This is a genomic window from Azospirillum sp. FG154, from assembly GCF_057809575.1.
Genome location: NZ_JBMDKF010000017.1, coordinates 16,861 through 29,543 on the forward strand (window position 1 = coordinate 16,861; position 12,683 = coordinate 29,543).

Annotated in this window: 14 protein-coding genes; 13 read left to right on the forward strand and 1 reads right to left on the reverse strand. The window is 66.4% G+C overall.

The genetic code is table 11. The features are described from left to right. Positions 1-69: 69 nt before the first annotated feature. From ACODS4_RS18665 to ACODS4_RS18680, 4 genes are all read left to right on the forward strand, one after another. On the forward strand, positions 70-1,791 hold the full coding sequence (locus ACODS4_RS18665) for a sensor domain-containing diguanylate cyclase (RefSeq protein ID WP_488866330.1): 1,722 nt from the start codon (positions 70-72) through the stop codon (positions 1,789-1,791). Continuing rightward, complete coding sequence (locus ACODS4_RS18670; protein WP_488866332.1) at positions 1,788-3,113, forward strand: DUF2336 domain-containing protein; 1,326 nt, start codon at positions 1,788-1,790, stop codon at positions 3,111-3,113. Before ACODS4_RS18665 ends, ACODS4_RS18670 begins: the two co-directional genes overlap by 4 nt. A 26-nt stretch (positions 3,114-3,139) precedes the next feature. Next, the gene (locus tag ACODS4_RS18675) at positions 3,140-3,778 is read left to right on the forward strand and encodes a hypothetical protein (RefSeq protein WP_488866334.1); all 639 of its coding nucleotides are present in this window, start codon (positions 3,140-3,142) and stop codon (positions 3,776-3,778) included. 86 nt (positions 3,779-3,864) lie between these two features. After that, positions 3,865-4,557 carry a J domain-containing protein gene (locus tag ACODS4_RS18680; protein ID WP_488866336.1) on the forward strand — a complete coding sequence of 231 codons (693 nt, stop codon included), beginning with the start codon at positions 3,865-3,867 and terminating at the stop codon, positions 4,555-4,557. 21 nt (positions 4,558-4,578) lie between these two features. Here the strand turns inward: ACODS4_RS18680 and ACODS4_RS18685 are convergent, their stop codons facing one another. Next, the gene (locus ACODS4_RS18685) at positions 4,579-5,931 is read right to left on the reverse strand and encodes a pentapeptide repeat-containing protein (RefSeq protein ID WP_488866338.1); all 1,353 of its coding nucleotides are present in this window, start codon (positions 5,929-5,931) and stop codon (positions 4,579-4,581) included. A 299-nt stretch (positions 5,932-6,230) separates the two neighbouring features. On the opposite strand from ACODS4_RS18685, the gene ffh reads away from it, so the two are divergent. From ffh to yidC, 9 genes are all read left to right on the forward strand, one after another. Further along, positions 6,231-7,598 carry a signal recognition particle protein gene (ffh, locus tag ACODS4_RS18690; protein ID WP_488866340.1) on the forward strand — a complete coding sequence of 456 codons (1,368 nt, stop codon included), beginning with the start codon at positions 6,231-6,233 and terminating at the stop codon, positions 7,596-7,598. A 70-nt stretch (positions 7,599-7,668) separates the two neighbouring features. Then, the gene (rpsP, locus tag ACODS4_RS18695) at positions 7,669-8,022 is read left to right on the forward strand and encodes a 30S ribosomal protein S16 (RefSeq protein ID WP_119830330.1); all 354 of its coding nucleotides are present in this window, start codon (positions 7,669-7,671) and stop codon (positions 8,020-8,022) included. A 27-nt stretch (positions 8,023-8,049) separates the two neighbouring features. Next, the gene (gene rimM / locus ACODS4_RS18700; RefSeq protein WP_488866343.1) at positions 8,050-8,628 is read left to right on the forward strand and encodes a ribosome maturation factor RimM; all 579 of its coding nucleotides are present in this window, start codon (positions 8,050-8,052) and stop codon (positions 8,626-8,628) included. Further along, entirely contained in the window at positions 8,625-9,440 is an 816-nt protein-coding gene (trmD, locus tag ACODS4_RS18705) for a tRNA (guanosine(37)-N1)-methyltransferase TrmD (RefSeq protein ID WP_488866345.1), read from the forward strand. The genes rimM and trmD overlap by 4 nt, the downstream gene beginning before the upstream one ends. A 40-nt stretch (positions 9,441-9,480) precedes the next feature. Continuing rightward, the gene (gene rplS / locus ACODS4_RS18710) at positions 9,481-9,891 is read left to right on the forward strand and encodes a 50S ribosomal protein L19 (RefSeq protein WP_488866347.1); all 411 of its coding nucleotides are present in this window, start codon (positions 9,481-9,483) and stop codon (positions 9,889-9,891) included. A 95-nt stretch (positions 9,892-9,986) separates the two neighbouring features. Beyond that, complete coding sequence (gene rpmH, locus ACODS4_RS18715; RefSeq protein WP_085555993.1) at positions 9,987-10,121, forward strand: 50S ribosomal protein L34; 135 nt, start codon at positions 9,987-9,989, stop codon at positions 10,119-10,121. A 40-nt stretch (positions 10,122-10,161) separates the two neighbouring features. Beyond that, positions 10,162-10,593: a ribonuclease P protein component gene (gene rnpA, locus ACODS4_RS18720; RefSeq protein WP_488866481.1), complete on the forward strand. Its 432-nt coding sequence runs from the start codon at positions 10,162-10,164 to the stop codon at positions 10,591-10,593. After that, a complete protein-coding gene (yidD, locus tag ACODS4_RS18725) occupies positions 10,590-10,877 on the forward strand; it encodes a membrane protein insertion efficiency factor YidD (protein ID WP_488866349.1) in 288 nt (95 codons plus the stop codon). The genes rnpA and yidD overlap by 4 nt, the downstream gene beginning before the upstream one ends. A gap of 55 nt (positions 10,878-10,932) precedes the next feature. Then, complete coding sequence (yidC, locus tag ACODS4_RS18730; RefSeq protein WP_488866351.1) at positions 10,933-12,681, forward strand: membrane protein insertase YidC; 1,749 nt, start codon at positions 10,933-10,935, stop codon at positions 12,679-12,681. The last annotated feature ends 2 nt before the right edge of the window (positions 12,682-12,683 follow it).

Below are 12,683 nucleotides of genomic sequence, written 5' to 3' on the forward strand. Positions count from 1 at the left end.
GTTTTTCCCCAAACGCGACCGTCGCCCACGATCATCGAGACCACCGCAGAGACCACCGTGGATCTTACCTTGGCCACAGCGTCCGCTTCCTCCCATACCCCTGTCGGCACCGCCGCGCTGGTCGCCACCTATCCCGGCCCCGCCCTGCGTTTGGCTGAGGATATGACCGTGGCCGAGGTCAACGCGGAGGCGGAGGAGATGCTGGACAACGATCCGCGTTGGCTGCCGGACCTGCAATCCTGGCTGTCGACGTCCAGCGTCGCGCCGGGGCTGCGGTCGGCGCCGGTCGAATCGGCGCGCGGCATCATGATCGTCGAATGGGCCGGGGTGCCGCTGTCGGACGGCGGTTTTCTGCTGTTGGGCCGTGACGACACGTTGGAGCGGCAGTTGCGCCACACGCTGACCGAGTCGCGGCGGCGCTACAAGGATCTGGTCGAGGTGTCGTCCGATTTCGCCTGGGAAACCGGGCCGGATGGCGCCTTTGTCTTCGTCACCCACAAGGGCGCGCTGGGGTATGACGCCGACAGCCTGATTGGGCGCGACCCGCGCAGCCTCGCGCTGGACGAGTGGGGCGATTTGCCGCTGCCCTTCGACAGCCGCCGCCCGGTCGATCAAAGCGAGCTGTGGTTGAAGAGCGCGGACGGCGCCCCGGCTTGCGTGGTGGCGTCGGCCCTGCCGCTGTTCGGCGCGCAAGGGGAATGGTTGGGCGCGCGCGGCGTCTGTCGTGACGTGACCGATCAGGTGTTGCGGTCGGCGGAGCTGGCGCGGGTGCGAAACCGCGAACGGCTGCTCGCCCACATCGTCCACACCCTGCGCGACCGGCTCGACGCGGCGGAGGCGCTGACGGTGGCGTCGGCTGAGACGGCGCGGGCGCTGAGCGCCGACGGTTGCCGGATTTACCGGGCGAGCGAGGCGCAAACGGATGGCGCGGGCGGCGCGGGCGGCGGGTTGGCTCTGGTGGCGGAATTCGGAGCCGATCTGTCCGATGACAAGATGGGGGGGGAGGGCGCGTTGCAGCCCCTGCTCGACCGCATCGCGGCGACCGACGGGGTGGTGGTCGCCAGCCTGGGCGATCTGTTGGTGATTGGCGAGCGGACGGAGCATCGGCAGGCGCTGAACGGCGCGGTTCTGGTCTGGCGTGGCGACGATGCGGAGCCGTGGGACGAGGAGGACCATCATCTGTTGTCCGGCGTCGCCGACCACATCGGCATCGCCCACGCCCATTTGGCCTATCAGGAGCGTTTGCGCCGTCTGTCGGAGCGCGATGGGCTGACCGGCCTGTTCAACCGCCGCACCTTCTTCGAGCGGCTGGAAGAAAGTCTGGCGCGGCCCGACAGCGGCGCCTCGGCCCTGCTCTACGTCGATCTCGACAATTTCAAGGCGGTCAACGACCTGCACGGCCATCAACAGGGCGACGCCGTGCTGAAGGCGATCGGCTCGCTGCTGTCCACCGGGGTCCGACCCGGCGATTTGCCGGGGCGGTTGGGCGGCGACGAGTTCGTGCTGTGGCTGGGCCGCGCGGATGAAGAGCAGGCTTGCCGGGTGGCCGACCGTCTGCTGTCGGGCATGGCCGGTCTGGCGCATCTGTCGGCCAGTCCGGAAAAGCCCTTGGGCCTGTCCATCGGCATCGCCGTTCACGCGCCCGGGCGGGGGGAAACGGTGCGCGAGTTGACGGATCGCGCCGACGCGGCCATGTATGCGGCGAAGAAAAGCGGCAAGGGGCATTACGCGCTGGCCCCGGCTCACGAATCCACCCCGTCCTCCACCCCCGTCGCGGAGACGTCGCCGTGACCTCGCGTCCTGACCATCTCGACCCCGCCGATTACGAAGCCGCCAAGCAGATGGTGCGCAGCGCCGATCCGGCGGTGCGCCGGAAGGTGGCCGAGCATCCCAAGACGCGGCCCGAATTGCTGTATTTTCTGGCCGCCGACGCGGCGGCGGAGGTGCGGCGCGCCATCGCCACCAACGCCGGAACGCCGCGTCAGGCCGACCTGATGCTCGCCAAGGACCGCGAGGTCATGGTGCGGCGGGCCGTGGCCCAGAAGATCGCCCGGCTGTTGCCGGAATTGTCGGCCAATCAGGCGGCGCAGATTGAAAAGCTGACGGTCGAGTGTTTGGAAACCCTGGCCCGCGATCAGGCCAGCGAGGTGCGCGGCATTCTGGCCGAGGCGTTGAAGGATCTGCCGAACGCCCCGCACGGCGTCATCAACACGTTGGCCCGCGACGTCGAACTGTCGGTGTGCAGCCCGGTTCTGTTGAATTCGCCGATCCTGACCGACGAGGATTTGGCCGACATCATCCTGAAGGGGCCGGTGGCCGGGGCGATGACGGCCATCGCCAGCCGCCGCAACGTCTCGGCCTCGGTTGCCGACGCCATCGCCCGCTCCGACGACGAGGCGGCGGTGACGGCGCTGCTTGGCAACTCCTCCGCCCAGGTGCGGGAGGAGACGCTGGATCGCATCCTCGATCAGGCGCCGCAGCATGAGCCGTGGCACGCTCCGCTGGTTCGGCGGCCGCGTTTGCCCGCCCGCGCGGTGGCGCGGCTGGCCAGTTTCGTGGCGGACGGGTTGCTCAAGGTGTTGCAGGGCCGTGACGATCTTGACCCGGCGGCGGCCCGCGACTTGGCGGAAGCGGTGCGCCAGCGCGTCGGCAAGGCGGCGTCGGCGGGGGGCGGCGGCGCGGACGTCGTGCGCGGTCCGGTTGATTTTGGCGATGACCTGGTCGGCGGCGCGGCGGCGGGGCCGGAAAAACCGGTGGAGCGTCCATCGGATCGCGCGGCGCGGCTGTTCAAGGAAGGCAAGCTGACCGAATCCGTGCTGGAAGGCTCTATGGTCGAAGGCGACCGCGCCTTTGTCCTGGCTGGTCTGGCCGAACTGTCGCAAATTCCGGTGGCGATCATCGACCGCATCATCGGCACCCACGCGCCGCGCGCGGTGACGGCGCTGTGCTGGCGCGCCGGGTTGACCATGCGTTTTGCCCGGCAGGCCCAGTTGCGGCTCGCCCAAATTCCGCCAAAAACGGCGCTTAACGCTCGGGATGGCACGCATTACCCGATGAGCGACGACGAGATGCGCTGGCAGCTTGAGTTCTTCGGGGTTGAGGAAAAGGCGTGACGGTTTCTTACCCTGTGGGTGTTGCCATGCGCGTTCTGGTTTTGGCGTTCAGCCTGTGTCTTATGGTGGCGTCCGGCGCGGGATTCGCCGCCGCCCCGCCACGGGCGACGGTGGAAGAGCGTGAGGTCGCCGCCGCGTTCGACGCGGCCAAGGCCGCCCTGTCGAGCCAACGCGGCGGCGACGCGGTGCCGTTGCTGTCGCGGGCTTCGGTCAAGGCCCTGGAGTCGGTGCGGCTCGCCGCCCGCGCGCCGGGGGATTCGGCGATGGATCGGCTGGAACCGGCGGAACGCTTCGCCGCCATGGGCTTGCGCCGCTATCTGGGACCGGCGGAGCTGCGCCGCATGTCGGTCGGCGACATCGCCGACCATGCGTTGAAGCAAGGTTGGCTTGGCCCGAACATCATCGCGCGCAGCGCCTTGGGGCCGGTGCGGGTGAAGGGCGACCACGCGTCGGGTTTGCTGATGGTGGACAACCGCCCGGCGCTGGTGCCCGCCGATTTCGTGCGCGAGGGCGGGGCGTGGCGCATTGATCTCGCCAACGTGTTTTCCTTTGGCGGCCAGATGCTCAAGGGCTTCGCCGCCATGTCGGGCAAGAGCGAAACCGCCTACATCGCCGATCTGCTGGACAAGCTGCCCGCCGCCAAGCCGGGGATGATGAGGCGGTAGGTCGGTCCTAAGCCCATAGGAATGTTGCGGCGAATCGAGCCTTTGCGTTAGGATTCCGCTGTGCACACGATCTGTTGGCGCCGACAATGACCACTTCCGATGGCGTTCCGTTTGACGCGCTGGATCTTCCGTCCGGCGCGTCGGCCATCGCCCCTCATCGTGCCGCCGAATCGCCGCCGCCCCGGCTTTTGCCATGCGGCGTCCGTCTGCGCGACGCGGTGTCGGCGTTGGCCGCCGCGCGGGGAACCGACGCTGGAGCCTTGGCGATGGCGGCGCAGCTTCTGTTGCCGGACGGGGCCGATGATCCGGGGGACCGCGACGCAGAGGGGGCGGCGGTTCTGGCTCTGCGCGCGTCCGTTGGCGGCAGTGACGCGGCGGTGCGCCGGGCGCTGGCCGCCGCCGTGGCTTTGGCGGATCCGGGGTTTCGCGTGATTCCCGCTGGCGACGTCGGGCGTCTGGAAGCGGCGGTTGAAACCTTGGGATACCGCAACAAGACCTTGGCCCACGCGCTGAAGCGCCTGTCCTTCCAACCGTTGGAGGGGCAGATCACCGAGGTGCGCGACGCCGCCTTGATGTTCGGCTTCGTCAGCGAATGGTGCTTTGACGAGGATCTGGTGCGGCGGCGATTCCGCGAACTGGCGCCGGTCTATCACCCCGACACCGGCGTGGTGGCCTGCCGGGAACGGATGGCGCAGTTGATCGACGCGCGCAACATCCTGATTCACCATGTCCGCACGGTCTACGCCTCAGGCGCGTGGGCGGCGCGGCGGGCGCTGTAAGCCCGCGTCCGCCCGTCCGCTTTAGGCTGGCAAGCCGATGGCGTCGGCCATGTTGGCGTTCTCCAGCGTGGCGCCGTCCAGCGCCGCTCCGCTCAGATCGGCCCCGCTCAGATCGGCTTCGTTTAGATTGGCGCCGCGCAGATCGGCTCCGGCGAGGTTGGCGCCGGCCAGATTGGCCTTGCGCAGATCGGCGTCGCGCAAAATCGCCATGCCCAACCGGGCGCGTTGGAGGTTGGCGCGCCAGACATGCCCGCTCATCGTCTGGATGTGAACCGGGCCGAGTTGCGCCCCGGTCAGATTCGCCCCGGTCAGCGTCGCCCGTTCCAAATTCACCCCGCGCAGGTCGGCGTCGGTGAAGTTGACCTTGCGCAGATCGGCCAGCGACAGATCGGCGATGGCCATCGACACGCCGGTCAGCGTCGCGCCGCGCAAAGTGATGCATTGCAGGATGGCGGCGGACAGATTCACGCCGTCCAACGCGCGGCCCGACAGATCCAACGCCGACAGATCGGCCCGAGTCCCGGATTTTCCGCCGCTGTCGATCCAGGACAGATGCTCGGTCAGCAGATTGCGCAGGTCGTCGTCCGGGTTTTCCAGCGCCTTGGCCAACACCGCCGCCTGAAGGTTGGGGGACCGGAGCTGGGCGGCGTCAAGAATCGCCCCGATCATCGTCGCGCCGCTGAAATTGGTGCGGTTGATGGCGCAGCCGGTCATCACCGCGCCCGACAGCTTGGCCCCCGACAGGTTGGCCTCCGTCAGATCGGCGTCGGTCAGGTCGCAGCCGGTCAGGTTGGAGCCGGTCAAATTGGCCCGCATGAATTTGGTGCCGCGCAGCACCGCGTCGGTCAGATCGGTTTGCATGACGAAGGCGTTGGCGATCTTGGCCCGCGACAGGTCGGCGCCGCGTATCGTCGCCGCCGTCAATTCCGAGGTCAAAACCGAATCCTGATACTGGTGCGCGCTCATTTCGCCGCTGGCGTTGTAATGAAGGAGCGTGCCGTCGCGCAGATCGACCTCGACCATCGACGCGTCGCTCAACACCGCGCCGCGCAGGCAGGCCCCGCGCAGATCGGCCCTGCGCAGGTCGGCGCGTTCCAGGTTGGCGAGCCGCAAATCGGCGGCGTAGAGGTTGGCGTTCGACAGGTTTGCCCCGGTCAACCGGGCGCTGAACAGCTTGGCCCCCGACAGGTCGGCGTCGGACAAATCAATGCCCGACAGATCCAGATTCGACAGGTCGCGCATCTTCAGGCTGGCGCGCACGCCGCCGGGCTGGCTTTTGCGGAAAGCCAGATGGCGCAGCAGAATCGCGTTCAACTGACTCTGGGTCAGCTTGGTGCGCGGCGTGTTGGACCCGAAGCCCTGGGCGGACGACATCGCCGGATACCCTCTTTCGTGTAGCGGCTTAGAATGAAAGGAATACGCCAAAAAACAGTTAAGGATCGTAAAGGTGTCAAAAAACTTTCCGCCGGCAACCCGCGCGATTCAAGGCTGTTTTCGTCGGTGTTGACTCGCGGTCCCCGCTTCTCTATGGTCCGCCGACCTGTCTTCCGCCAAGCCGATAGACCGGGCGCCTCGACCCTGAGTCGGGTGTCTCCGCCAGTCCGCGAATGTCGCGCACTGGCGCTTTTGCGCTTGTGCGGGAACGGAAACGTTGTTGTGGGATCGATTGCCTGATGTTTGAAGGTTTGACCGGACGCCTGGGCGACATCTTCGACAAGCTGCGCCGCCGTGGCGCGCTGACCGAGGAAGACGTCTCCGCCGCCTTGCGCGAAGTGCGCGTGGCGTTGCTGGAGGCTGACGTCGCTTTGCCGGTGGTCAAGCAGTTCGTCGCACAGGTGAAGGAACGCGCCGTCGGCGTCGAGGTTCTGCGCTCCATCTCCCCCGGCCAGCAGGTCATCAAGATCGTCCACGACAACCTCGTGGAAATGCTGGGCGAGGGCGTCGAGATCAATCTGAACGCCGCCGCCCCGGTGCCGATCCTGATGGTCGGCCTGCAAGGCTCCGGCAAGACCACCAGCACCGCCAAGATCGCGCTGCGCCTGAAGACCAAGGACCGCAAAAAGGTCCTGATGGCCTCGCTGGACGTTCGCCGTCCCGCCGCGCAAGAGCAGTTGAAGGTTCTGGGCGAGCAGGTCGGCGTCGCAACCTTGCCCGTCATCCCCGGTCAGGATCCCGTCACCATCGCCAAGCGCGCGATGGAAACCGGGCGGCTGGAAGGCTACGACGTCGTCATGCTCGACACCGCCGGTCGTCTGTCGATCGACGAAGAGCTGATGGCGGAGGTCGCGGCGGTCCGCGACGCGGTCAACCCAGTGGAAACCCTGCTGGTCGCCGACGCGATGACCGGCCAGGACGCCGTGACGGTCGCCACGAATTTCAACGACAAGGTCGGCGTGACCGGCATCATGCTGACCCGCGTCGATGGCGACGCGCGCGGCGGCGCGGCTTTGTCGATGCGTCAGATCACCGGCAAGCCGATCAAGCTGTTGGGCGTCGGCGAAAAGATCGACGCGCTGGAGCCGTTCCACCCCGACCGCGTCGCCGGTCGCATTCTGGGCATGGGCGACGTGGTGTCGCTGGTCGAGAAGGCGGTGGAGACCATCGACAAGGACGAGGCTGAAAAGCTCGCCCGCAAGATGGAAAAGGGCCAGGGCTTCGACCTCGACGACATGGCGATGCAGCTCAAGCAGCTCCGCAAGATGGGCGGCATGTCCGGCCTGATGGGAATGCTGCCCGGCATCGGCAAGATCAAAGAGCAGATGAAGGACGCCAACATTGACGACGGCCTGATTAAGCGTCAGGAAGCGATCATCTCGTCGATGACCAAGGCGGAGCGCAAAAACCCCGACATCATCAAGGCGTCGCGCCGCAAGCGCATCGCCGCCGGGTCCGGCACCTCGGTGCAGGAGGTCAACAAGCTGCTGAAGCAGTTTGAAGGCATGCGCGGGATGATGAAGCAGGTGCAGAAGATGGGCAAGAAGGGGCTGATGCGCCACGGGCTGCAAAGCCTTCTGCCAAAGAATTTCCGGGGGCCGTTCTAAGCCCCCGTGAAGAGGACCCGCGCGATTCGCGCAGTGACGTCAACGTTCTAACAGGAAAGTGTTTCGACTCATGTCTCTCAAGATTCGTCTGGCTCGTGGTGGCGCCAAGAAGCGTCCGTTCTACGCGATCGTCGTCGCCGACGCCCGCAGCCCGCGTGATGGCCGTTTCATCGAGAAGATCGGCACCTACAACCCGATGCTGCCGCGCGAAAGCGACCAGCGCATCGTGCTCGACGTCGAGCGCGCCAAGCATTGGCTGTCGGTTGGCGGTCAGCCGACCGACCGCGTGGCCCTGTTCTTCGCCAACGCCGGCCTGATCGAAAAGCCCGTCCAGCGCGAGACGCCGAAGAAGTCGGCGCCGAAGGCCAAGGCGCAAGAGCGTTTGAAGGCCGAGGCCGCCGCCCGCGCCGCCGCCGAAGCCTGATAAGACCGAATGTCGGGCGATCCTTCGATGACCAGCAAGCTTTGCGTCGGCCAATTCGCGGGATCGCATGGTGTTCGGGGGCTGGTGAAGCTGCGCAGCTTCACCCAGGATCCCGCCGATGTGGCGGCCTATGGGCCGCTCGTCGACGAAACCGGCGCCCGTCTGTTCAAGGTGACGCTTCAGGGCAAGGCCAAGGATCTGTTCCTGGCCAAGGTCGAGGGCGTCACCACCCGTGAACAGGCCCAGGCGCTGGCCGGTGTGCGCCTCCATGTGGATCGCGCCGCCTTGCCGGAGACGGAAGACGACGATTCGTTCTATCACGCCGACCTGATTGGTTTGCGGGCGGAACGGGCCGACGGCAGCCTCTACGGCACGGTCAAGGCGATCTATGATTTTGGGGGCGGCGACGTCCTGGAAATCCGCGTCGGTTCGGGCGCCTTGGAGATGTTGCCCTTCTCCAAAGCCTGCGTGCCGGTTGTGGATGTCCGGGGCGGGCGAATCATCGTCGATCTGCCGACCGTCGTCGAAGCCCGCGAGGGCGACGAAGACGGCGGCGAAGGGGACGATGAGGCCGCTGAGGATGGTGGCGGAGGGCAGGAGCCGTGAATCACGGCGCCGAAGGCCCGCTGCTCTGGACCGCCAAGGTTCTGACGCTGTTTCCGGAAATGTTTCCGGGGCCGCTTGGTCAAAGTTTGGCCGGGAAAGCGTTGGAAAATGGAGTCTGGGCGCTGGAATCAGTGGACATTCGCTCGTTCGCGCGCGATAAACACCGCTCCGTCGATGATACCCCCTTTGGCGGAGGGGCTGGCATGGTCATGCGGCCCGACGTGCTCGACGCGGCGTTGACCGCGACGGTCGGACCTGTGGGAGCGCCGGGGCGTGGCAGGGCAATTTATTTGTCGCCGCGTGGTCGCGTGCTGAACCAGGAACTGGTGAAGGAGTTGGCGGCTGCCCCAGTGGTGACGCTGCTTTGTGGCCGGTACGAAGGGGTGGACGAGCGGGTCCTGGACGCGCATGGCCTTGAGGAAGTGAGCCTCGGGGATTTTGTGCTGTCCGGCGGCGAACCCGCCGCGCTGTGCCTGATCGACGCGGTGGTGCGCTTGCTCCCCGGCGTCATGGGCAACGTGGCGACGGCGGGGGAAGAGAGTTTCGAGCGGGGATTGCTGGAGTATCCCCACTACACCCGACCGTCGGTCTGGACCGATGGGCAGGGTGTGGAGCGCGTGGTCCCGGATGTTCTGATGTCCGGCCACCACGAAAAGGTAAGAGCCTGGCGGCTTGCCGAGGCGGAGCGGATCACAGAGGCCCGGCGACCGGACCTGTGGTCGCTCTACGAGGCGGAGCGCCGGGCGCGGGACGCGAGTGTTACGAACAAGGGTCGACGGCAGGTTCGCCGGCGCGATCCGAAACCGGAGTGACGGTCCGCCGCGAGGCGCGCCGAATGAAAAGGATAGTGCTATGAACCTGTTGCAGCAGATCGAGCAGGAACAGATCGAAAAGGCCCTCGGTGGCAAGACCATTCCCGCTTTCTCGCCGGGCGACACCGTCCGCGTGAACGTGAAGGTCGTCGAAGGCACGCGCGAGCGCGTCCAGGCCTATGAAGGCGTCGTGATCGCCCGCAAGAACGCCGGCGTGAACTCTTCGTTCACCGTCCGCAAGATCAGCTACGGCGAAGGCGTGGAGCGCGTGTTCCCGCTGTACTCCCCGCGCATCGACTCGCTGGAGTTGATCCGCAAGGGCGACGTCCGTCGCGCCAAGCTGTACTACCTGCGCGATCGTCGCGGCAAGTCGGCCCGCATCTCCGAGCGCACGACCGGCCACGGCATCACCCCGCGCGTCAGCAAGAAGGCCGCCGCCGCCGCCGAATAAGGCGGGCCAGCGTCTTTCGCAGGTTCATCACGTCAGCGCCCGGAACCGTCCGGGCGCTGGTCAGTCCCATCATCGTTCTTTGAGGAGTAGGCGCCATGAAGCGCACGTTCCAGCCCAGCAACATCGTGCGCAAGCACCGTCATGGTTTCCGCGCCCGCATGGCGACCGTTGGCGGTCGCAAGGTCATCGCCCGCCGCCGTGCGCGCGGTCGCAAGGTCCTGAGCGCCTAAGTCCGCCATGACGGCGCCGGACCGCGCGGTCGGGCGCCTGATGCGCCGGCCGGAGTTTCTGGCCGTGGCTGGGACACGGCGCAAGCATGTGGCGCCCGGCCTGATTCTCCAGGTGCGTCGGCACGACGAACGACAGCGGCCCGCCCCCGGCGAGCCGCTTGTTCGCGTTGGGCTGACGGCAAGCCGCAAGGTCGGCAACGCGGTGGTGCGCAATCGCGCCCGCCGCCGTTTGCGTGAGGCGGCTCGACAGATTCTTCCCGTCTTCGCGACCCCTGGGCATGATTTTGTCCTGGTGGCGCGCGCCGCCACGGCGGAACGTCCGTGGACCGATCTGATCGGCGATCTCACCGCCGGGTTGAAGCGGCTTGGCCTGTGGGTGGAGCCGCCCGCCCCGGTCGCCATGCCGCCGGTGGCCATCCAGGGCGAATCGGACGCTGGGCCTGTGGACGCCGCCCCGGACGCCGCCCCATGAGTCCGCTGGCCCATGGGCTGCGCGGGCTGGTCTATCTCTACCGCTGGACGCTGTCGCCCTTCGTCGGCTGGCATTGCCGCTTTCAGCCAACCTGCTCCTGCTACGCCATCGAGGCGTTGGAAAAGCATGGGGCCATCCGTGGCGGATGGCTGACGTTGCGCCGCCTCGGGCGCTGTCATCCCTGGGGCGGATCGGGCTATGACCCGGTGCCGGGGCCTGTGACCAACGCGTCAACGGGCGGACAGAGGCAGGCGGCTGTTGCCGCGCGGCGTGAAAACCCGTAATCAAGGCCGCGCACACGCCGCCCTTCTTCAAAGGCCTCACGGCAACCGGGACGCCATGAACGACCAACGCAACCTCATCCTCGCGATTGCCCTGTCGATCGCCATCCTGCTCGGCTTTCAGTATTTTTACGAAAAGCCACGGATGGAGCAGCAGAAGCAACTCGCCGCCCAGCAGGCCGCGCAGGCGGAACTTTCGGCGCCCAAGCCGGTTCCCGGGGCCGCTCCTGGCGGGCTGACGCTCCCCGGACAGGTTCCCGGCACGGTGTCGGACGTCACCAAGGACCGCGCCGCCCTGGTGGCTGAGCAGGTCGCCGCCGGCGCCCGGGTGAAGATCGACACGCCGTCGCTGCACGGCTCGATCAACCTTCAGGGTGGCCGGATCGACGATCTGACGCTGGCGACCTACCACGAGACGCCCGATCCCAAGAGCGCGGAAATCGTGCTGCTGGCCCCGGCGGGAACGCCCGAGGCTTATTACGCCGAATTCGGTTGGGTGCCGGAAGACCGCGCGGTCGCCGCCCCCACCGACAAGACGCTGTGGGCCAGCTCCGGCGGCGTTCTGACGCCGACGCAACCTTTGACGCTGACCTGGGACAATGGCCAAGGGCTGGTCTTCACCCGCAGCATCGCGGTTGACAAAGACTTCATGTTCACGGTGACGCAGACGGTGCGCAACACCGGCGCGGCTCCGGTTCGCCTGATGCCCTACAGTCTGGTGTCGCGCAGCGGCACGCCCCAGACCTCGGGCTATTACATTCTGCATGAAGGTCCGCTTGGCGTGTTCAACGGCAAGCTGAACGAGCAGAAATACGAAGATCTGCGCAAGGCTGGAACCATCTCCAACGAAACCACCGGCGGCTGGATCGGCATCACCGACAAATATTGGCTGGTGTCTCTGGTCCCCGACCAGAAGGAAAAGGTCACGGCGCGCTACGTCCACACCGTGATCGCCAACACCGACCGCTATCAGGCCGACACGCTGGGCGCGGTGGTCGAGGTGGCGCCGGGCGCGTCGGTCGAGCAGACCGGGCGTCTGTTCGCGGGCGCCAAGCAGGTCAATCTGCTGGACGCCTACGCCGACAAGCTGGGCGTCACCAACTTCGATCTGGCGATTGATTTCGGCTGGTTCTATTTCCTGACCAAGCCCTTCTTCTACGCGCTGGATTTCTTCGCCCGCGTGATCGGCAATTTCGGCATCGCCATTCTGATGCTGACCATCTGCGTCAAGGCCGTCTTCTTCCCGCTCGCCAACAAGTCCTATCAGGCGATGAGCAAGATGAAGGCGCTCCAACCGAAGATGCAGGAGCTGCGTGAGAAGTTCGGCGACGATCAGGCTCGGATGAATCAAGAGCTGATGGCCATGTACAAGCGCGAGAAGGTCTCGCCGGTGTCGGGCTGTCTGCCGATCATCATTCAGATTCCGGTGTTCTTCTCGCTCTACAAGGTGCTGTTCGTGACCATCGAAATGCGGCACGCGCCGTTCTTCGGTTGGATTCATGATCTGTCCTCGCCCGATCCGACGACCATCTTCAACCTGTTCGGCCTCATCCCCTGGACGCCGCCTTCCATGCTGCATCTCGGCCTGTGGCCGATCATCATGGGCGTCACGATGTGGCTTCAGCAAAAGATGAACCCGGCGCCGCCCGACCCGGTGCAGCAGAAGGTCTTCCAGTTCCTGCCCATCGTCTTCACCTTCATGCTGGCGGGCTTCCCCGCCGGTCTGGTGATCTACTGGGCCTGGAACAACCTGCTGTCGGTGTTGCAGCAATGGACCATCATGCGCCGCATGGGCGTGAAGGCCTGATC